The sequence below is a fragment of the Arthrobacter sp. SAFR-179 genome (assembly GCF_059414945.1).
This window is the reverse complement of the sequence record NZ_JBPFDM010000011.1, coordinates 50,834-71,775: the sequence shown is the minus strand read 5'-3', so window position 1 is coordinate 71,775 and position 20,942 is coordinate 50,834. Positions and strand designations below refer to the sequence as shown.

19 protein-coding genes are annotated in these 20,942 nt (G+C 64.6%); 15 read left to right on the top strand and 4 right to left on the bottom strand.

Annotated elements, in window-relative coordinates; translation table 11 throughout:
• Positions 1–76: 76 nt before the first annotated feature.
• The 5 genes from ACR65K_RS16250 to ACR65K_RS16230 all read left to right on the top strand — a co-directional run bounded on the left by ACR65K_RS16250 (position 77) and on the right by ACR65K_RS16230 (position 5,846).
• Positions 77–1,528, top strand: coding sequence for a family 43 glycosylhydrolase (locus ACR65K_RS16250; protein WP_440154038.1), 1,452 nt, complete (start codon positions 77–79; stop codon positions 1,526–1,528).
• 63 nt (positions 1,529–1,591) lie between these two features.
• Positions 1,592–2,926 (top strand): ABC transporter substrate-binding protein, encoded by a 1,335-nt coding sequence (locus ACR65K_RS16245; RefSeq protein ID WP_440154036.1) that lies wholly within the window; start codon positions 1,592–1,594, stop codon positions 2,924–2,926.
• Between the two features lie 24 nt (positions 2,927–2,950).
• Positions 2,951–3,832, top strand: a complete 882-nt coding sequence (locus ACR65K_RS16240) for a carbohydrate ABC transporter permease (RefSeq protein WP_056330692.1) — start codon at positions 2,951–2,953, stop codon at positions 3,830–3,832.
• On the top strand, positions 3,829–4,731 hold the full coding sequence (locus tag ACR65K_RS16235; protein ID WP_440154035.1) for a carbohydrate ABC transporter permease: 903 nt from the start codon (positions 3,829–3,831) through the stop codon (positions 4,729–4,731). The genes ACR65K_RS16240 and ACR65K_RS16235 overlap by 4 nt, the downstream gene beginning before the upstream one ends.
• Before the next feature lie 41 nt (positions 4,732–4,772).
• Positions 4,773–5,846 carry a LacI family DNA-binding transcriptional regulator gene (locus tag ACR65K_RS16230; RefSeq protein ID WP_440154033.1) on the top strand — a complete coding sequence of 358 codons (1,074 nt, stop codon included), beginning with the start codon at positions 4,773–4,775 and terminating at the stop codon, positions 5,844–5,846.
• 98 nt (positions 5,847–5,944) lie between these two features.
• Here the strand turns inward: ACR65K_RS16230 and ACR65K_RS16225 are convergent, their stop codons facing one another.
• Genes ACR65K_RS16225 through uriH form a run of 3 tightly spaced genes read right to left on the bottom strand, consistent with a single transcriptional unit; the run spans position 5,945 to position 9,408 of the window.
• Positions 5,945–6,907, bottom strand: a complete 963-nt coding sequence (locus ACR65K_RS16225) for a ribokinase (RefSeq protein WP_440154032.1) — start codon at positions 6,905–6,907, stop codon at positions 5,945–5,947.
• Positions 6,904–8,349 carry a uridine transporter UriT gene (gene uriT, locus ACR65K_RS16220; RefSeq protein ID WP_440154031.1) on the bottom strand — a complete coding sequence of 482 codons (1,446 nt, stop codon included), beginning with the start codon at positions 8,347–8,349 and terminating at the stop codon, positions 6,904–6,906. The genes ACR65K_RS16225 and uriT overlap by 4 nt, the downstream gene beginning before the upstream one ends.
• Complete coding sequence (gene uriH, locus ACR65K_RS16215; RefSeq protein ID WP_440154030.1) at positions 8,350–9,408, bottom strand: uridine-preferring nucleoside hydrolase UriH; 1,059 nt, start codon at positions 9,406–9,408, stop codon at positions 8,350–8,352.
• A gap of 216 nt (positions 9,409–9,624) precedes the next feature.
• Between uriH and ACR65K_RS16210 the strand changes: the two genes are divergently transcribed.
• Both ACR65K_RS16210 and ACR65K_RS16205 read left to right on the top strand, forming a co-directional pair.
• Entirely contained in the window at positions 9,625–10,614 is a 990-nt protein-coding gene (locus ACR65K_RS16210) for a LacI family DNA-binding transcriptional regulator (RefSeq protein WP_440154157.1), read from the top strand.
• A 47-nt stretch (positions 10,615–10,661) separates the two neighbouring features.
• A complete protein-coding gene (locus ACR65K_RS16205; protein ID WP_440154029.1) occupies positions 10,662–11,768 on the top strand; it encodes a GTP pyrophosphokinase in 1,107 nt (368 codons plus the stop codon).
• 212 nt (positions 11,769–11,980) lie between these two features.
• Here the strand turns inward: ACR65K_RS16205 and ACR65K_RS16200 are convergent, their stop codons facing one another.
• Positions 11,981–12,994, bottom strand: coding sequence for a LacI family DNA-binding transcriptional regulator (locus tag ACR65K_RS16200; protein WP_440154027.1), 1,014 nt, complete (start codon positions 12,992–12,994; stop codon positions 11,981–11,983).
• A 107-nt stretch (positions 12,995–13,101) separates the two neighbouring features.
• On the opposite strand from ACR65K_RS16200, the gene ACR65K_RS16195 reads away from it, so the two are divergent.
• From ACR65K_RS16195 to ACR65K_RS16160, 8 genes are all read left to right on the top strand, one after another.
• The gene (locus tag ACR65K_RS16195; RefSeq protein ID WP_440154025.1) at positions 13,102–14,031 is read left to right on the top strand and encodes a family 43 glycosylhydrolase; all 930 of its coding nucleotides are present in this window, start codon (positions 13,102–13,104) and stop codon (positions 14,029–14,031) included.
• Positions 14,032–14,050: 19 nt separating this feature from the next.
• Positions 14,051–15,325 (top strand): ABC transporter substrate-binding protein, encoded by a 1,275-nt coding sequence (locus ACR65K_RS16190; protein WP_440154024.1) that lies wholly within the window; start codon positions 14,051–14,053, stop codon positions 15,323–15,325.
• A 64-nt stretch (positions 15,326–15,389) separates the two neighbouring features.
• Complete coding sequence (locus tag ACR65K_RS16185) at positions 15,390–16,346, top strand: carbohydrate ABC transporter permease (protein ID WP_440154023.1); 957 nt, start codon at positions 15,390–15,392, stop codon at positions 16,344–16,346.
• Entirely contained in the window at positions 16,343–17,161 is an 819-nt protein-coding gene (locus tag ACR65K_RS16180) for a carbohydrate ABC transporter permease (protein WP_440154022.1), read from the top strand. Before ACR65K_RS16185 ends, ACR65K_RS16180 begins: the two co-directional genes overlap by 4 nt.
• The gene (locus tag ACR65K_RS16175) at positions 17,158–18,156 is read left to right on the top strand and encodes a glycoside hydrolase family 43 protein (protein ID WP_440154021.1); all 999 of its coding nucleotides are present in this window, start codon (positions 17,158–17,160) and stop codon (positions 18,154–18,156) included. Before ACR65K_RS16180 ends, ACR65K_RS16175 begins: the two co-directional genes overlap by 4 nt.
• Before the next feature lie 43 nt (positions 18,157–18,199).
• Complete coding sequence (locus tag ACR65K_RS16170) at positions 18,200–19,252, top strand: D-2-hydroxyacid dehydrogenase (RefSeq protein ID WP_440154020.1); 1,053 nt, start codon at positions 18,200–18,202, stop codon at positions 19,250–19,252.
• A gap of 19 nt (positions 19,253–19,271) precedes the next feature.
• The gene (locus tag ACR65K_RS16165; protein WP_440154018.1) at positions 19,272–20,009 is read left to right on the top strand and encodes a fumarylacetoacetate hydrolase family protein; all 738 of its coding nucleotides are present in this window, start codon (positions 19,272–19,274) and stop codon (positions 20,007–20,009) included.
• A 96-nt stretch (positions 20,010–20,105) separates the two neighbouring features.
• Positions 20,106–20,903, top strand: a complete 798-nt coding sequence (locus ACR65K_RS16160; RefSeq protein WP_440154017.1) for an IclR family transcriptional regulator — start codon at positions 20,106–20,108, stop codon at positions 20,901–20,903.
• The last annotated feature ends 39 nt before the right edge of the window (positions 20,904–20,942 follow it).

Sequence of the window (20,942 nt, the reverse complement as noted above, 5' to 3'; positions counted from 1 at the left end):
ACGCTTGATCAACCGTTGCCATTCACGCTACCTTCATGGTGATCAAACGCTTTAGCAGAAATGGACATCACCGCCGATGAGCTACCCCGTCTTCTTCCAGCCCGCCGATGCCTGGGTTGGTGACCTGATCCCCTTCCAGAAGGACGGCGAGTTCTGGCTGTTCTACCTTCACGAAGTTCGCACCGACCCCAAGCCCGGCACTGCCTGGAACCTGGTCACCACCAAGGACCTCACACAGTTCCAGGACCACGGCGTGGCCCTCCCTCACGGCACCAGGGAGGACCCCGACTTCAACTGCTACACCGGCAGCATCGTGGCCGACGATTCCGGGGTGCATCACCTGTTTTACACCGGCCAGAACCCTGCCAACCTCGGCCCGGACGGGCTGCCCCTGCAACTGGTCATGCACGCCACCAGCACCGACGGCATGGCCACCTGGACCAAGCACCCCGGGCTCACCTTTGGGGCGCCCGGCGGGTATGAGTCGGCGGACTGGCGGGACCCGTTCGTCTTCCGTGACGAAGCCGCCGGCCTGTGGCGGATGCTGCTCGCCGCCAGGCACTCCGAGGGCCCGGAGCGCCGCCGTGGAGTCATTGCCCAGTGCGTCTCCACCGACCTGATGGCCTGGACACACACGGATCCATTCTGGGACCCGCGCCGCTACATCACCCACGAATGCCCGGACGTCTTCGAATGGGACGGCTGGTGGTACATGGTCTATTCGGAATTTTCCGAAACCTTCACCACCAGGTACCGCATGGCCAAGAGCCCCACGGGCCCCTGGACAGTCCCCGCGCAGGACAGCGTGGACGGCCGCGCCTTCTACGCCTCCAAGACGGCGGAGCGGGACGGCCGGAGGTTCTTCTTCGGCTGGATCGCCAGCAAGGAAGGAAATTCCGACGACGGCGCCTGGCAGTGGGCAGGGACCATGGCGGTTTTGGAGGCACGGCAGAACGCCGACGGGACGTTGGCGTTCGGGTTCGCCGACGAGCTGGTGGACAGCTTCTGGGATGAAGTGCCGCTGGAGCTCGACGGCCAACTGATCCACCGGGAGCTGCCCCTCCGGCTGGACGCACCGGACGGCTACAAGGCCGCCATCACCGCCAACGCCATGCCAACCCAGTTCCACGCCAGGGCCGTGTTCGATATCCAGGCCGGAACCACAGAATGCGGGCTGCTGGTCCGTTCCAGCCCGGACGGCGACCGCTCCTACGTCCTCCGCCTGGAACCAAAACGCGGACGCCTGGTCTTTGACCGCTGGCCCCGGACCGTCACCGGGGACGCCCAATGGCACGTGTCCGGCGATGTCCCCTTCGCCGTCGAACTCGAGCGCCCCTGCCACCTTCCACCCGGCCGCCACATGCTGGAAGTCATTGTGGACGGGGACCTGTGCGTCGCCGTCGTGGACCGCCAAGTGGCCCTCAGCACCCGCATCTATGACCTTCCCGCCGGCGGAATAGGCGTGTTTGCCGGCGAAGGATCCGTCACCGTTACCGATTTCGAAGTCCGCAAGCGCACCGACAACTGAATACCAATTCCGTTCCACCTGACCCACTCAAAAGATCCACTCCAATCAAGGGAGATTGCCGCAATGAAGAACCTGTTACGCGCTGCCGCCGTCGCAGCCGTTACCGCCCTGGCCCTCACCGCCTGCGGGGGCGGAAGCCCCACCAGTTCCACCAACGTCGCCCCCACCGGCGACATCAAACCCCGTGAAATCTCATGGCTGCTGTCCCGGCCCGCGGACGGCGCAGTCATCAACATCATGAAGAAACTGGCCGACGACTACGCCAAGGACCACCCCGGCTTCAAGCTGAACCTGATCACCACCCCGGACCGGCCGTCCTACATCCAGAAGCTTGAGACCCTGGCAGCGGCCAACAAGCTGCCCGAGCTGTTCGACACCGACGCCACCCCCTTCGCCCGGCAGCTGGCACAGCAGGGCAAGATGCTCGACGGTGAGAAGCTGCTCAAGACCCTGGGCATCTACGACAAGTACCGCCCCGGCGCCCTGGACTACCAGCGGTTCGACGACGGATCCCTGTATATGATCCCGTTCCAGTTCGAGCTCGAGTTCATCTGGTACAACAAGGCACTGCTCCAGAAGGCCGGCGTGGCCGTACCCAAATCCCTGGATGACATCCCCGCCATGTGCACTGCCCTGCGCAGCGCCGGCATCACGCCCATCGCCGTGGACGGCCAGGACCAGTGGCCGCTGGAACGGTACGTGGCCTACCAGCCGTTCCGTGAAGCCGGACCGGACTTCGTCCAGAAACTGAAGAAGGGCGAAGCCAAGTTCACCGACCCTGCCGGCCAGAAGACCGTCAACTGGCTGGCGGAGCTGGGCAAGGCCAAATGCTTCCAGGACGGGTTCTCCGCCCAGGGCTACTCGGACGCGCAAAACCAGTTCACCTCGGGACAGGCCGCCATGTACAACATCGGAACCTGGGAACTGCCCAGCCTGGCCACGGACAAGCTCAACCCCGCCGTTCGCGACGACATCGACTTCTTCACCCTGCCCACCACGGCCGGCTCGGTGACGGCAGCCAACGAGTTCGTCTCCCCATCGGGCATCGGCATGGCCGTCAACGCCAAGACCTACGATCCCCTGGTAAGCGACTTCCTGAAGTTCGCCCTGCAGAAGTACCCCGCTGAGTACGCCGCCACCGGGGCGCTCTCCCCCACCACCGACGTCGAAACCACTGTCCCTGCGAACGCCACACCGCTGTACCGGAAGGCGCTGGACCAGGCCAAGGACCTTGGTTCCAAGCAGGCCATGCCCTGGGACACGCAGCTGGACCCCACCACCAACGGCCGGCTGCAGCAGGAACTCGTCCTGCTGGTGCAGGGCGAAATCACACCGCAGCAGTTCACGGAAACGATGGACAGCACCATCGCCCAGAACGCTCCCAAGTTCTTCAAGTAAAGGCCGGCCATGCTTCCCACCAGGATGCTTCCCAATAGGTCACGGACTTCAGTCCTGGTCTTCCTGCTCCCGCCGCTGCTGCTCTACTGCGCGGCCGTCCTCTTCCCGATCCTCCAGTCGCTGTTCCTGAGCTTCTTCTCCTGGAACGGCATCAGCGACATGGAATTCGTGGGCCTGGCGAACTACGCCCGCATGTTCACAAAGGACGATGTCTTCTGGCGGGCATTCCTGAACGCCCTCCTCTACCTGGCCATCTGCCTGGTCCTGCAACTGGGCGGCGCCCTGGTGGTGGCCAGCCTGCTCACCTCCCTTCGCCGGGGACGGGAGCTGATCAAGACGCTCTACCTGCTGCCGGCCGTGATCTCCACGGTGGCCATCGCCTTCCTCTTCGTCCGGATCTACTCCCTGGAACCGGTGGGCCTGCTCAACCAGTTGCTCCAGTCGATCGGCTTGGGCAGCCTGGAACGCCCATGGCTCTCGGACGTCAACACCGTCCTGGCCGCGGTCTCCGCACCGGAAGGTTGGCGTTTCACCGGGCTGTACATGCTCATCATCTACGCTGCGCTGCTTGCGGTCCCCAAGGAGCTGGAGGAGGCCGCGGTCCTGGACGGCGCCTCCCGGTGGACCCTGTTCACCAAAATCCGCTTCCCGTACATCCGCCCGGTCTGGATCACCACCACCATCATGGCCACCACCTACGGCCTGCGCGGCTTCGATATCCCCTACCTCATGACCAACGGCGGGCCCGGGCAGTCCTCGGAACTGCTCACCACCTACATGTACAAGACGGCCTTCACCAGCACGGACTTCGGCTACGCCAGCACCATCTCGGTGTTCATCGTGGTGGAGTGCCTCGTGGCCGTCGGCCTCATCCTGTTCCTGCTCAAGCGGAAGTCAGACGCATGATCACCCAAACAGCCCCGCCCACCCCGCCCGCCGCCGTCGTACCTCCCGGGGCGCCCGCAAAGCGCCGACGCCGGCCAGACCTGTTCCGGACCCTGTCCCGCGTGCTGATCATGCTGATCGTGATCGTGCAGGTCTACCCGCTGGCGTGGCTGTTCCTCACCAGCCTGCGCACCGAACACGACTTTGCCACCGGCGATCCCTTCGCCCTGCCCGGCGCACTGACGTGGGAAAACTATGCCAGGGCGTTTGAAACCGGCGACCTCGGCCGGAACATCCTGAACAGCTTCGTGGTGACCATGGGCGCCAACATCCTCATTGTGCTGCTGGGCATGATGGCCGCCTACGCCATCCAGGTCCTGGGCTTCCGGCTCAGCAAACTGGTCCGCGGGCTGTTCCTGGTCGGCATCATCGTCCCTGTCCAGATCGCCCTGGTCCCGCTCTTCATCGACTACGCGGCGGTGAACCTGCTGGACACCTACCAGTCCATGATCATCCCGCTGGCCGGGTTCTCGCTGCCCATGTCCGTGTACCTCTTCTGCTCGTTCTACGAGTACATCCCCAAGGAAACGTATGAAGCCGCCTCGCTGGATGGGGCCGGCCCCTACCGGATCTTCGGGCTGATCACGCTGCCGCTGTCCCTGAACACCGTGGTCACGGTGGTGCTGGTCAACAGCATCTTCATCTGGAACGACTTCATCTTCGCCAACACCTTCGTCCTGTCCGAGGACCTGAAGACCATTCCGCTGGGCCTGCAGAACTACATCGGCGCCATGGGCAAGGTGGACTGGACGGCAACCTTCGCCGCCGTGTGCGTCACCATCACCCCGCTGCTGCTGGTGTTCCTGGTGCTCAACAAGGCCATGATCCAGGGGCTCGAAAGCGGGGCGACCAAGGGATGACGGCCACGGCAGGCGGATATACTCCTGACGGAGGCCAGAAGATGTCAACGGAGAACACGCCAGGCGGGCCGGCGCCCGCCGCCCGCACCCCGCGGATGCCAGACCGCGCCCACCCGGTGACGCTCCGCGAAGTGGCCGAAGCGGCCGGGGTCTCCACGGCCACAGTCTCCCTGGTGGTCAACAAGAAGAAGAGCGCCAGGATCGCCGAAGAGACCAGGCAGCGCGTCAAGGATGCCATCCGCACCTTGGGTTACCGTCCCAACGCCATGGCCAAAACCTTGGTCAGCGGGACCTCGAAGTTCATCGGGCTCGTGGCCGACGGCGTGGCCACCACCCCGTTCGCAGGCCAGATCATCCACGGTGCCCAGGACGAGGCTTGGAAGCACGGCTACGCCCTGCTCATTGCCAACACCGAGGGAAACGGCGAGCTGGAACAGGACGCCATCAGGATGATGCTCGAGTACAAGGTGCGCGGCATCCTGTACTCCACCTGGTTCCACCGGCAGACGGACATCCCGGAACAGCTGCGCGAAGCCGAGTTCGTCCTGGTCAACTGCTTCTCGGATGAGCCCGGCACCCGGGCCGTTGTTCCGGACGAGGTCCAGGGCGGCCGGTCGGCCACTGAGATCCTGCTCCGGAACGGCCACCGCCGGATCGCCTTCATCAACGCCACCATCCCCGCTCCGGCCAAGGACGGACGACTGGCCGGCTACCGGCAAGCCCTCGAGGATGCCGGGGTGGCGTTCGATCCCGCACTGGTAATGGAGGCGTACCCGGACCAGGAGGGCGGATACGGGGCCACCGCGGAACTCCTTAAGCGGGATGTGGCGGCGGTGTACTGCTACAACGACCGGATGGCCATGGGCCTCTACGACGGCCTGCGCGAGCGCGGGCTGTCCATCCCGGACGACATGGCAGTGGTGGGCTTCGACAACCAGGAAGTCATCGCCGCCCACCTCCGCCCACCGCTGTCCACCGTTTCCCTGCCCCACTACGAGCTGGGCGCGGCCGGGGTCCGGACCCTGCTGGGAATCGATGCTGCTCCTGACGGGGCCGCCAAAATCCACTGCCCGCCGGTGGAGCGGGCCTCAGTCCGCGCCCAGGCGCGCGCCTAGCCGCATCCATTGCTCCGTACTTGTCGTTTTCGGGCGTGAAAACGACAAGTACGGAGCAATCGATGGGGGTTTATCGAGTCGGGTGCCGGTTATTGGGGTCAGGAGGTGCGGAGGCGGCGTTCGACGTCGGCCGTGTCCGGGTACGCGGCCTGCGTGCCTTTGCGGGTGGTTGCCAGGGCCGCGGCAACGGAGGCGAAGGCGGCGGCATCGGCGAGCGCATCGCCTGCGGCCAGCCGCACGGCCACCGCTCCCGTGAACGCGTCCCCGGCGCCGGTGGTATCCACGGCGTGCACCTCGGTGGGTTGAACGAACGTCACGCGGGAGCCAGCCGGAGCCAGCGAGTCCAGCACCACGGACCCTTGCGATCCCAGCGTCACCAGCACCTGCTGGATCCCGCGGGCAGCAAACCGCTCACGAACCCCATCCCAGTCGGCGGCAGCCGCACCGGCCTCCGGCACGGCAACCCCGAGGAACAACGCGGCCTCGTGCGCGTTGACCAGGAGGACATCGGCCAGCCCGGCCAGGGCTGACGGGATCTCCGCATACGGCGAGAGATTCAGCAAAACTGTGGCGCCGGCGTCGTGCCCTGCCTGGGCGGCGGCCAGCACCGTGTGCATGCCCACCTCCAGGCAGAGGCTCACCACGGCGGCCCCGTCCAGTACGTCCGCGGCGCCCGCAACATCGTCCGGAGACAAAGTGCCGTTGGCCCCGGCAGAGATGATGATGTTGTTCTCGCCACGGGCGTCCACGGCAATGACAGCCACGCCGGTGGGCTCACCCGAGGTCCGCACATGCCCAACATCCACGCCGGCGCCGGCCACCGAGGCCTCCAGCATGGCTCCGTTGGCGTCCTTCCCTACGGCGCCCACCAGGCTGACGCGCCCGCCCAAACGGCCGGCGGCCACGGCCTGGTTGGCGCTCTTGCCGCCGGGGTTCACGGCGAACCCGTTGCCCTGGACGGTTTCGCCCGGTTGCGGGAGCCGTTCGCAGTAGATGGTGAGGTCCGCGTTCAGGGAGCCGACGACGACGATCCGGCCGGCGCTCCCGGCCGCGGCATTCACGGGGCCACCTCAGCCGGGGCCACCTCGGCCTCAACGGGCTTGGGGATCAGCAGGGACGCGGCGAACGCGGCCACGGTCAGCGCCAGGCCGACCACCACGACGGTCAGGTAGGAGGCCTTCGCGTCGCCAAGTGCCGCCGTCGCCACCAGCACGGCGGGCAGGATCAGGAAGCTGAGGCCCGCGCCCAGGTTGAACGCGCCGGCATTCATGCCGGGCAGGAAGCCGGGGTTGCCGGCGGGCGAGAGGACAACGCCGAGTCCGTTGAGCATGATGTTGACCGTACCGGCGTACATGATGCCCAGCAAGACCGTGCCGGCGATCATCAGCGGCAGGCTGTTCAGGCCTAGGAACGCAATCAGCGCCAGCGCGGCGATGCTGCCCAGGAGGCCGATCCGCAGCACCCTGGTGTAGCCGAGCACCGGCGCCAGCTTGCCGGAGATCGGTCCCACCAGCCAGCCCAGCAGGGCGTACGGGGTGAGGATGATCAGCGACATCTCGGTGGGACCCACGCCGAACCCGGGGTTTGCGGCCTGGACGTAGGCGGGGACGATCCCGTTGATGACGGCGAAGATGCCGGTCATGGTCAGGGTGGTGGTCAGCAGCGGCGCCCAGGTGGAGCGCTGGCGCAGGTGCACAGTTTCCACCATGGGCTGCGCGGCACGCTGTTCCGTGCGCCAGAAGGCAAAGAACGCGACGGCGGCAACCAGGACCAGCGCAAGGCTCAGCATCAGCGTTGCGGCGGAGAAGCCGCCCACCAGCTTGGCGGCTTCATTGAGCGCGGTCAGCAGGGCGCCGACGGCCACTACGATGAAGAACACGCCCAGCCAGTCCATCCGGGTGCCGGCGGCAGGCTTGCTTTCGGAGGCCAGGAACATGATGAGGGCCGTGGCGGCGACGGCCAGGACCACCATCAGCCAGAAGATGCTGCGGAAGCCGTAGTGCTCGGCGAAGTAGCCGCCCACGAAGGAGTCGACTCCGGCCACGCCGCCGTTGACCGCGGTGATCAGGCCCATCAGCGTTCCGTACTTGCGCGGGTTGCTGACGGCCGAGCGGAGCATGATCAGGCAGAGCGGCACGGTGGGTCCGCTGACGCCCTGGATGATGCGGCCCACGAACAGCCAGGTGACGTCCGGGGCGAGGGCTGCGATCACGGACCCTACGGCCATGAGCAGCATCATGCCCACCAGGACCTTCCTGCGGCCGATGATGTCGCTGAGGCGGGGCAGGAAGAGGGAGAAGAGCGCGGCGGCGGTGAAGAACCAGGTCTGGGAGAGGCCGATGACGGCCTGGTCGGTCTTGAGTTCCTGGCCCATGGTCACCAGGGCGGGGCTGAGCATGGAGGCGTTGAGCTGGAACGCCACGCAGGCTGCCAGCAGGGCGGTCATGAGGGCGGCGATGTTGCCGCGGCCGGCCTTGGATTGGGTCATGGTTGCGGTGGCCATCTACTTGACCCCTCCGGCGGTGAGGTGGGCACTGTCGGGGCGTACGACGTCGGCCGCGTTGCCATTGGTGATTGGCTCGCCGATGCGTTCCAGCGCGCCGGTGACCAGGTCCCAGAACCGCTTGTGGTCCAGGTCCACGGCCACGCTGGTGTGGCAGTCGGCAGGGGCGGGGGCGCGGAAGTCTGCCACCGTCATGCCCAGGGTGAGGGTGCCCTGCAGTTCGATGTTGACGGGCACTTTGCGGGTGCTCACGACGCTGGGGTCGATCACGTAGGCCACGGCGCAGGGGTCGTGGACGGGCGGGTAGTCGAAGCCCTGCGCATCCTTGTAGGTGTGGGCGAAGAAATCCATGAGCTCGGTGACGAACTTTGCCGGGGTCGTGCCGATGGCCGCGATCTTTTCCACCACGTCCGGGGTGGCGAGCGCCTGGTGGGTGAGGTCCAGGCCCACCATGACCACTGGCCACTTTTCGTTGAAGACGATGTGCGCGGCCTCGGGGTCGATGATGACGTTGAACTCGGCCACGGCGCTCCAGTTGCCCACGTGGTAGCCCCCGCCCATGAGGACCACTTCCTTGACGCGTTCCACGATCCGCGGTTCCTTGCGGGCGGCCAGGGCGATGTTGGTCAGGCCGGCGGTGGGGACAAGGGTGACCGTGCCGGGTTCGTGGGCCATGACGGTGTCAATGATGAGGTCGACGGCGTGGCGCGGGTCCAGTTCGATGGTGGACTCGGGGAGCGCGGGGCCGTCCATGCCGGACTCGCCGTGGATGTCCGGTGCGGTTTCGATGCTGCGGACCAGTGGGCGCGGGCAGCCTGCGGCGAAGGGGACGCCGGTGATGCCGGCGATGGTACCTACGGCCAGGGCGTTGCGGGTGACTTTTTCGAGCGTCTGGTTGCCCACCACCGTGGTGACGGCCAGCAGTTCGATGTTGGGGTTGCCGTGCGCCAGCAGCAGGGCCACGGCGTCATCGTGGCCGGGGTCGCAGTCCAGGATGATCTTCCTCGGCTCTGTCTGGTTCGCTTGGGGATATGGTTCCACGATGGTTCTCCACGTCATTGGGGCCTGCCGGGGCAGGAATTCAGTATTCCGGGAGTGATCATGGCAGGCTTTTGTGGCCTGCGTCAAACGCTTAACGCTGGCTTTCCGTTTGCGCACGTCAAACGCTTGATGTCCTGCGGCTGCTGGCGTGTTGGCCGCGGCGGCTAGGATCGAAGTATGGATTCCGGGGAACAGGTGCAGCAGCGGGCGCGGCCCCGGCGGGTGACGGCGGCCATGGTCGCGGCGCGGGCCGGTGTCTCCGTGGCCACGGTGTCCCTGGTGGCCAACGGCAAGACGGCAGGCCGGGTCTCCGAGGACAACATTTCCCGGGTGCGGGAGGCCATCGCCGAGCTGGGGTACGTGGTGGACGGCATCGGCAGCTCACTGGCCAAGGGCGTCAGCTCCATTGTGATCCTGGTGGCTCCTGACATCTCCAACCCGTTCTTCGCCAAGGTGATCGGCGGGGTGCGGGAGGCCCTGGGACCCAGCTACCAGCTGCTGCTGTCCGTCACGGATTCGGGCGAGTTCCCCAAGGCCGACGACGTGCGGAAGCTGATGTCCCTGCGCCCGGCGGGGCTTCTGGTTGACGCCCCGAACGCCGGCTTCCTGGCCGATCTCTCCATTGCAGGCCCCCTGGTCCTGCTGGACGCCCCCGGCCTCGAATCGGCCGCTCCGGCCGTGAACCTTGACGTCGCACAGGGCGCCCGGGCGTTGGCCGCCCACCTCGCCGACGCAGGCCACCGGCGCGTGGCCTACCTGGACAGCGTGACTGGAACGGAAACCTTCGCCATCCGGCGCGAGGCGTTCCTGGCGGAAGCTGCGGCCAGGGGCATGACAGTGGACCCGGAGCATATCCCCGCCACTACCATCGACGTCGGCGAAGCGGCGGCGGCCTTTGCCGCAGCCTGGCCGGACTGGCAGCGCGAGGGGGTGACCGCCGTCGTCTGCGCCACGGACACCCATGCGTACGGTGTGCTGCAGGAGGCCCGCGTGGAGGGGGTCCGGATTCCGGCGGAACTGGCAGTAGCCGGTTTCGATGACCTGCCCTACTCCGCCACCAGCAGCCCGGGCCTGACCAGCGTGCACCTGCCCGCGGCGCAGCTGGGCCTCAAGGCCGGCGAGCAGCTCCGCCGCCTGATGGAGGGGCAGCCGCTGGAGCAGGAGGAACTCATCCTGGAGAGCTCCCTGGTGGTGCGCGGATCCACGTCAGCGGCCTCAAGGTAGGGGCAACAAAACGGCTGGCTGTCGGGCCCCCGCCGTAAGCTGGGACCATGCCGAGTAACTGGGAAAACCTGGACGAGCCGCTGCGTGAGTCGGTGCAGCACAACGTGGAGATCTATGAGCGCGTCCGGCCTGCCCTGAAGCTGGTTACCCGGGACGTTCTGCTGGTTCTGCGGGACATGCTCAAGGACAGCGAGGTCACGCCGCTCTTCGTCACCGGCCGCACCAAGACGGTGGAATCGTTCAAGGAAAAGATCTCCCGGACGGAGGAGCCGCTGGAGCCCGGTGGCCGCCGCCTGCTGAAGTTCCCGGACCCGTTCCGCACCCTCAATGACATGGTGGGCATCCGGGTGATCACCAAGCTGCCGGCCGAGAACGCCGCCGTGGCCAACATCATCAAGCGCCAGCGGCAGCTGTTTGACTGCCGCGGCGACCGCGAGAAGGACATCGGGTCCATCGAGTCCGGCACGTATGGGTATTCAAGCCGGCACCTGATCCTGCGCACCATCCAGAACGAGGCCGTCAAGGAGTACCAGCAGGTCTTCAACCCGGACCTGCAGCCCAACGGCAGCTACTTTTTTGAGTGCCAGATCCGCACTATCTTTGCCCACGCGTGGAGCGAGATCGAGCATGACATCCGGTTCAAGGCCGAGGATCCCCGGGCCTGGACCCCGCATTTCGACCGGCAGTTCACGGCCACCGCGGCCATGCTGGAAACCGTGGAGACGGCCTTCGCGGACCTGCACGAACGGTACGAGGAAGTCCGCAGCTTCTGGGACGTGGACGGCGAAGGGGCGGCGCCGCTCACGCCCAACCGGATCCGCGACGTATGGCGCACGCTCCTCCCGCACGTGGACCGCAAGGTGGACGACGACTGGGGGTGGGCCGCCGAACTCCTCGCCGCGCACGGGATGAACCAGACCATGCAGCTGGCCGGCCTGCTCAGCGCCAACCGCATCACCGAGGTCCGCAAGGCCCTGGACCACCGCTACTCCCCCGGCCCGGACCGGCTTCTGGACGACCTCCTGCTCTGGCAGTACGGCACCAAGCACATCGACCTCACCGCGGAAGAGCCCGACGCCATCCCGCACCCGCGGCGGGACAGCCTCCTGCGGCGGCTGCGGCAGATCGAGCGGTACAGGATGACGAAGAAGTAGGGGTTTGGTGCCGGGTTAAGAAAGGCTCTTTGCACCCCGCATGAACCAGACCCCGGATATGGCCTCACAGTCAGCTGCCTTGACAAAAGTGGCGTGCATCACGCATTCTTTTTATCGATACAAATTTGGCAGAAGCGCTACGTCACTGCGGACGGAGGTCAAGAATGGAACAGCCCACATGCACTGCCCGCCAGCGGTTTGCCGGCGGCCTCTCATCGGCCAACCGCAGTCGATTCACGGGCTATGACGCGCGCCTGGCTCACAAATTCGGTGGGCCCCTGCAGCGGCGAGTCGCCGGAAATCCTTCGGACCAGGAGGTTGACGGCCGTACGCGCCATCTCGGCACTGTCCGGGTCAACGGTAGTCAGGGAGGGGATGCTGTACTCACCTTCCACCAGGTTGTCGAAGCCAATCACTTTCACATCCATGGGGACATGAAGCTTGGCCTCGTGGAGGGCGCGAAGCGCACCGAGCGCTATGGTGTCGGTGGCGCAGAACAGTCCGTCAAAATGAATTCCGGATCCGATCAGCCGGTCAACGGCTTCGCGTCCGCCGCTCAAGGTGAATTCGTTGATCGTCACGTGGAGCGAGGAATCGACGTCTATGCCTGCGGCGGCCAGCGCTTGCTGGTAGCCCGCATAGCGGAGCGAGGAGGCGTCGGGTTCGGCCCCCATGGGACCCATCACGGCAGCAATGCGACGGCACCCGCGTTCGACCAAATGCGCTGTGGCGGCCTTCGCTCCTTCAACATTGTCCATGGCGACGTGGTCGACCGGGCCGGAGAAAATCCGTTCGCCCAGGATTACCACGGGGTAGTCGACGCGCAGCATGTTGGCGTCCCCCGCGCTCAATCCAACGGTACTCAGGATCAGTCCGTCATACATTCGGTTTCTGGACAGCGCCAGGGCATTAATTTCATTTTCCTTGCTGCGGCCCGTCTGCTCCACGAGGACCCGGAGGTTGTGCGTGGCGGCTTCCTCAATGACGCGGGTTGCGAAGTGCCCCCAGTAGGGGCGGTCGAATTCCGGGACTGCAAGTCCAATGGTGAAAGTCCGGCCGGCGCGCAGGTTCCGGGCGGCGTGGTTCACGCGGTAGTCCAATTCTTCCATCGCCTTGACCACTTTGGCCCGGGTACTGCTTTTCACGTGGGGATGGTGGTTGATGACGTTGGACACCGTCATCGGCGAAACCCCTGCGGCCTTGGCTACATCCTGAATGGTTGCCATCCTCTTACCCTCTTCCCGCCAGACTGACCGGCTGCACCGATTAGCGCCAGCCGAAACATTGTATCGATCCACACTTATTGTATCGATACATGACCTAAGGAGATCTTTTGAACACGAGCAGTGCCGGGGACCCGGCAGTTCCCACCCTCATCGAGGGCTACTACGCGGACCCACACTTGTGCGTCTTTGGCGGACGGTTCTATTTGTACCCAACAACCGACGGCAGCGACTCCTGGGGCGCCACCTCCTTCAAGGCGTTCTCTTCCCCGGACCTGATCGAGTGGACCGATCACGGCGTCGTCTTCTCGCTGCCGGAGCACACGCACTGGGCCAGGGAACATGCGTGGGCGCCCGCCGTCGCAGAACGGAACGGGAACTATTTCCTGTATTACACCGCGGAGCAGGAAAACATCGGGGTAGCCGTTGCTTCCTCCCCCACCGGGCCGTTTGTGGACCTGGGACACCCGCTGATCGCAGAAGGTGATTTCCCTGGGCGGGCCATCGATCCAAACATCTTCGTTGACGATGACGGTGCCGCCTACCTCTGCTGGGGCAACGGCATCGCCCACACCGTGCCCCTGAATGAGGACATGATCTCATTCGATGCATCGCGGGTGATCTCGTGGATTCCGACGGGTTTCCGTGAGGCGGCCAACCTGCACCGGCGTGGGGATACCTACTACCTCTCATGGTCAGAGAACGACACCCGCGACGAGAACTACAGGGTCCGCTATGCGACCTCCACCAGTCCCTTCGGACCTTGGACAGAACACGGCGTGCTCCTGGAAAAAGCTCCCCAGTGGGGGATCCGCGCCACCGGGCACCACTCCATTGTCAGGATCCCCCACAGTGATGACTGGCTCATCGCCTATCACCGCTTTGCCATCCCTGGAGGGACGGGATACCGGCGGGAACTGGCAATCGACCCCTTGGTCCACGCCGAAGACGGCTTACTCCAAAAAGTCATCCCCTCGCGCGAACCCATCGTGAGGGATCTGGCGACTTATCGCCCCGAATCCGAAAAAGCATCAAACTAACACTGGAAAGGCACCTGCAATGCTCGATCACACAAACGTCTTCCGTCCCCGCCGCAAAACCTTCCTGCGACTGACAGTCCTGGGCACCGTACTCGCGGCAGCGACCGCCCTGACCGGATGTTCCGGATCCCCCGGAGGCTCAGACTCGGACAACACGGTCAGCCTTTACTCATGGGACAACGAGGCCAGCATGAAGCCGATCCTGGACGAGTTCAAGAAAGAAAACCCCTCGATTGACCTCAAGGTCTCCTACGGCACCCCGGTCCAGGGCTACATCTCCACCCTCCAGACCCGCATTAACAGCGGAACCGCAGCCGACGTCTTTATCATTACCGCCGAGAACAAAACGGAAATCATGAACGGCGGATTCGCCAAGGACCTCAGCGGTGAACCCTGGATCGGGAACATCGCTGATGCCGCCAAAGCAACCTACACCAAAGACGGAAAGGTATACGGCGCAGCAACCTCCTCGTGGGGCGGCGGCATCCTCTACAACAAGGACCTCCTGGCGAAAGTCGGCTTCACCAACCCGCCGGAGACTTGGGATGATTTCCTGGCCCTGTGCAGGAAACTCAAAGACGCCGGCATCACTCCGTTCTACGAGCCTGCCGACACCATCCCGGTGAGCCTGGCTGCCCTTGTCGGGCTGCAGAACCAGGCCAGCGGCGGCACCATGGACGCTGACATCTGGGCTGGGAAGACTTCCTTCGCCAAGACCTGGACGGGTCCACTGGAGGACTGGTCCAAACTGTTCAGCCAGGGACTCGTTTCGTCCTCGGTGGCGGGCCTTACGGGTGACCAGATCACCTCCGAGTTCCAGAGGGGCTCTGTCGCGATGATCAGCACCGGCTCGTGGGCCCTGGGCAGCATCCAGAAGGCCGCACCCAACATGAACATCGCATTCATGCCGGTACCCGGTGACTCCGGAACCTACTGGGCCGGAGCAGTCTCCCCCGGATATGCGATCAATGCCAAGACGCAGCACCCCAAGTCGGCCGAGAAGCTTGTGGAGTTCCTCCAGAGCAAGACCGCCGTGGAGTTGTACCAGAAGCAGAACGCCGCGATCACAACGACCAAGGACTTCACCCCCAAACTCGACCCCGCCCTGTCCCCGATGGTCCCGGCAGTACGTGACGGGAAGTTCTACCTGCCCCAGGTCACCTGGCCCACCAACTCGGCCGCCCTGAACAGTGAGGCTGTCTCCCTCCTTCAGCAGCTCATTCAGGGCCAAAGCACGCCCGAGAAGGTTGCATCGGGGCTCGACGCGAAGCTGGCGTCGCTCCAGGGCAAGTAGCACCCGTGTGGGCCGGCGGACAGCGAAAGCCGCCGGCCCCCAACCACAGAAAGGCATCCCTACCTTGGCACTCTCAACAACGCCCGAAGTGCAGCCACTGCGATCGCATCACGCCAGCGGCAGGACACTCCCCCGTAAGCGGCTGCACCGGCTCTCCATTACGTCGTGGGTCTTCATGGCCCCCATCTCGGTGGTGTTCATCGTGCTTTACGTGATCCCCATGAGCCAGTCGCTTTACTACAGCTTCACCGACTTCAACGGCTACGTCAGTAACCCCAAATTCATCGGCCTCGACAACTACGCAGAGCTCTTCAAAGACCCCTCGATGCTCTCGGCGCTCGGCTACACCATCTTTTACGCCGTCTCCACCACCATCCTGGTCACCATGGCGGCCATCCCCCTGGCGCTGACCCTGAACAGGAAGTTCCTCGGCCGCAACCTCGTCCGCTCAGCCTTCTTTTTTCCCGCTGTACCCAGCGTCGCCATCCTGGGCCTGGTATGGGGCTTTATCCTCAATCCCCTCGGCTCCGGCGTGCTGAACAGCATCATCCACTCCCTCACCGGCCTCGGTCCCATCCCGTGGCTCTCCAACAGCACCCTCGCCCAACTCTCAACAGTGGCTGTCACAATCTGGGCGCAGACAGGATGGCACGCCGTGCTGTACCTCGCCTATCTGCAAGCCATTCCAGCCGACTACTACGAAGTCTCAAAAATCGACGGGGCGAGCAGCTGGCAGAGCTTCCGATACATCACCCTCCCCCTGCTCGTGCCAGCCATGGCGGTCAGCCAACTGCTGCTGATGACCAACGGCCTGAAAGTCTTCGATCTGCCCTTCACGCTCACGCGCGGCGGCCCCGGCTTCTCCACCAGGACCCTCACCCAATCCCTGATCGAGGACGGCATCGCGCAATCCCGCGTCGGGGCCGCTTCAGCCCTCGCCGTCCTCTTCCTTCTCGTCGTCGGCCTGGTCGTTCTGGGCCAGATGGCCCTCACGAACGCACTCCAAAGGAAATACTCATGACCAAGACCCGGCACCCCCTGATGTCCGTCCTCATGCTCGTGCTCGCCGCCGTCATGAGCGTCCCCTTCTACTACATTGTGGTCAACACCTTCAAAACACAGGAGGAGACCACCAACAGCCCGCTTGCGCTCCCCACACACTGGGTTTTCGACAACTACGTCAAGGTCTTCGAAGGCACCCCGATCGTCCAGAGCCTGATGAACACCGTCTATGTCACGGTCATCTCGATCTTTCTCATGCTGGCCATCGGATCACTGGCCGCGTTCGGCCAAATCACCGGCCGCAGCCGAATCTCCCAAATCATCGGGGCAGTACTCGTCGCCGCATTCATCATCCCGGGGCAGGCCACCCTCGTGCCCCTCTACCGGATGCTCGTCGGTGTTCATTTGGTGGACTCGCTCAACGGGCTCATCGTGATTTACGCCTGCGGTTCCATCTTCTGCTACTACCTGATCCTCGGCTACATGCGGACAATTCCGGCAGAGGTCCTCGAGGCCGCCAGGATCGACGGTGCCGGGCCCTTCCGCATCTACTGGATGATCGTCCTGCCCCTCATCCGGCCCATCCTGGTCACCGTTGGCGTATTCCAAACCATGTGGGTCTGGAATGACTTCATCACCCCGAACGTGTTTATCAGCTCGGAAGACAAACAGACCCTGGTCCTGCAGGTTTACTCCGCGGTGGGACAATTCACCACCGACTGGCCCTCCTTCATGACCCTGACAGTCATCGTTCTCACCCCAATGGTCCTCTTCTTCGTCTTCATGCAGCGGCACATCGTCAGCGGACTCATCAGCGGAAGCGTCAAGGGATGACTGGGGAACCTGCGGGCTACCTCTTCGCCTACTTCACCTCCGCCGCCGAAGCAGACGGAGAACAGGTACGTTTCGCACTGAGCACCGGCCCCAGCCCCCTCAACTGGATGGTCCTCAATGGCGGCAGCCCGATCCTTTACTCCAGCGTGGGTGAGCAGGGCGTAAGGGACCCCTTCGTGCTGCGTGCGGCCGGCCTGCCGGGCGAGCGCGCCCGCTACTACCTTTTGGCCACCGACCTCTGCATCGCCAGGAGGGACCCGGCAACCGCCTGGGAGGACTCCGTCAGAGCTGGAAGCCGCTCGATCGTGATCTGGGAAAGCAATGACCTCGTGTCATGGACAGACCCGCGTCTCGTAGAAGTCGCCCCGCCCACCGCCGGCAACGCCTGGGCCCCGGAAGCAACCTTCGACAAGGCAACGGGGACCTACCTGGTCTACTGGGCTTCGACCCTCCATTCCCCCTCGAATGATCCGGCGCGCGGCCCGTACCACCGGACGCTCTGCGCCAATACCAGCGACTTCCGGACTTTCACCCCTGCGCGCATCTGGATTGATCGCGGATGGTCAGTCATCGACTCAACCGTGGTTGAAGCAGACGGATATTTCTACCGCTTCAGCAAAGACGAACTGTCCGCCGATTCCTCGTCACCGGACGCCAAATTTATAACCGCCGAACGCTCCCAAAAACTCGACAGCACTCACTACTCATTGATTGCGACCGGGATCGGTAAGGAGGAGATCGTACACGGTGAAGGGCCAATCGTCGTTCCCGGGCCAGAACCCGAATCCTGGTTCCTTTTCGTCGACGAATTCGGCCACCGCCGGTACACCGCCTTCACCAGCGACTCGCTGACATCCAGCCTCTGGACCCCGGCATCGGCCATCATGCCCCCCGGCGCCAGCCATGGCTCAATCCTCCCCCTCACGGCCGGGGAATACGCCCAACTCCAACACCTCGCGGACCGCAACAGTGCACCGACCGGTCGGCCTGCCTGAAAACCCGTTCAGCATATGGCACGTCATCCACTATGATGAACAGATGACTTCCCGTAAGACCGTGGCCATCGCCGTCCCGCTCGAGGCAGAGCTTGTGGACCAAATCCGCGCCATTGATCCATCAGTAACCATCCTTTACGAGCCCGACCTCCTGCCGCCGGAACGTTATCCCGCAGACCATGCGGGTGATCCCGCATTTAGGCGCACCGAGGAGCAGGAGGAACGCTACTGGGCAATGCTCAACAGCGCGGAGGTGCTCTACGGATTTCCCAACGAAAGCCCCGCCGGGCTCGCCCGCGTCGCCAAGGACAACCCCGGACTGCAATGGGTCCATGCCATGGCGGCGGGAGCAGGCGGAGCGGTCAAGGCGTCCGGCCTCAGCCAGGACGTCCTGCAGAAATTCAAGATCACCACCTCCGCCGGAGTGCACGCCCTGCCCTTGGCCGAATTCGCCGCGCTGGGGATCCTCAACGGCTTCAAACGGAGCGCCGAACTTGCCCAGGACCAGGCGGCAAAGGTCTGGCCCACCCTCCGTGTCCCCACCCGACTGGTCAACGGGTCGAACCTGGCAATCAGCGGGCTGGGGGAAATCGGCCTGGAAACAGCCAGGATTGCCCGCGCCCTGGGCATGAAGGTCAGCGGCACCAAGCGTTCCGTGGAACCCATCGAGGGAATTGACCAGGTTGTGGACAACGCCGGCCTTCCCGCCCTCCTGGCCACGGCAGACGCCGTCGTCAACACCCTGCCGGGCACGGAGTACACGGAGAAGCTGTTCAACCGCGAACTGTTCGCCGCCATGAAGCCCGGCACAACATTCGTCAATGTTGGCCGCGGCACCGTGGTGGACGAGGACGCCCTGCTGGAGGCGCTGGACAACGGCCAGGTGGGCTACGCATGCCTGGACGTCTTCGCTGTGGAGCCGCTGCCGCAGGACAGCCCGCTGTGGAACCATCCGCGGGTCATGGTTTCGCCCCATACCTCAGCTCTCAGCGCAGCCGAGAACCGCCTCATCACCGAGCGCTTCTGCAGCAACCTGCGCACTTTCCTCGACGGCGGGGATCTCCCCCACCTCGTGGACACCGTGCACTTCTACTAGGCCGCGGCAGGGAGAAAAGATGCGCATCGCCAGAATCAAAACCGCAGCAGGTCCCCAGTACGCAGTGGAACGCGACAGCACGTGGGACCACATCATGGACCCCTTTGAGGAAGCGCTCCGCTACACGGGCGGCACCACGGCACACAGTGAGGCCATCTTCCTCGCTCCGGCAATACCCAGGGTGGTCCTCGGCATCGGCCACAACCGGACCCTGAATGACCATCAGCTGCCCATCCAGGCCTGGCACAAGTCCGTTCACACCATCGCCAACCCCGGGGACCCGGTAACGGCCGCCCGCAACCGCGGCATCGTCAACGCCGAAGGGGAACTCGCCGTCGTAATCGGCAAGACCGCAACACACCTGACCGCAGCGAACGCCCTGGACCACGTCCTGGGCTACACCTGCGTCAATGACGTCACCAACGTTGACCAAAACGCGGTGGACGAGAGGAACTTCCAAGGTAAGGCCGGCGTCAACTACACGCCGCTGGGACCGTGGATCGAAACCGAACTCCCGGATCCCGAGCGTACGGGCATCGACGTGTACGTGAACGGAACAGCCAGGGCCAACTCCGGCACCTTCAACCTCCCCTCCAGCGTGGCCGAATGCCTCGTCTACGTCACGTCCTGGCTCACCCTTGAGCCGGGGGACGTGGTGATGACCGGTGCACCCGGCACCGCGGTACCCGTCGTGCCAGGTGACTGGGTGGACGTTGTGGTGGAGGGAATCGGAACCCTGAGCAGCGCCGTGGCCTGAGCCGGGCCAGCAGCAGGGGCGTCGTGACACCTTAAGATGGATAACGTTCAGTTGACTGAACACCAGCGAAGCCCGCCCGGCAACCTAAGGAGAATCATGGCCGATTCCCCCATTCCCGTTTCATCCGATAAGTCGGGAACCGCTTCTCCGGCGCCCGCCGTCACGCGCGCCGCGGCCGTCCTGGATGCCCTGGCCGCCTCGGCGACCGGCCGACTGACACTGAGCGACCTGTCGCGCGAAGTGGGAATTCCCAAGTCGTCCACCTCCAACCTCCTGCTGGCCCTGGAGGAGGCGCGCCTGGTCAGCAGGCAGGGCGCGGAGTTCACCCTTGGCCGCAAACTGGTGGAACTCGGCGCCGCCTACCTGGGCCGCATGGACGAAGTCCAGGAGTTTTACCGTTACTGCGAACAAGCCTCCGTCCTTTCCCGCGAGACGGTCCGGATCGCCATGCTGGACGGAACCAACGTCATTTACCTTGCCCGGTACGAGGGCCACCCCGCGGTCCGGCTCACCTCCAACATCGGGGACAAGATGCCCGTGTCCCTCTGTGCAGTGGGGAAGGCGCTGATTGCCCGGCTGAACGTGCACGACATTGAGGAGATGTTCCCCGATGACGCAGAGCTGCCCGTCCTCACACCCAAGTCCCTGCGGACGGGCGCGGAGCTAAAGGCCCAGTTGCGGGAAATCCGCGAGCAGGGCTTTGCCTTCGAGGATGAAGAATCCACCACCGGCGTGGTCTGCCTGGCCGTTGCCGTCCCCACCCGGGGCGCCCACGGTCCCAGCCTGGGCCTGTCCGTAACGGCACTCAAGGCCACCTACACACCGGAACGGGGTTCCCAGATAGTCAAGGAACTGCAGGAGCTCGCCCACTCGCTGGGCAACCCGATGGGCTAGTTATCTGGAGGGCCTGGGTCTTCCCGCACGTAAGACACC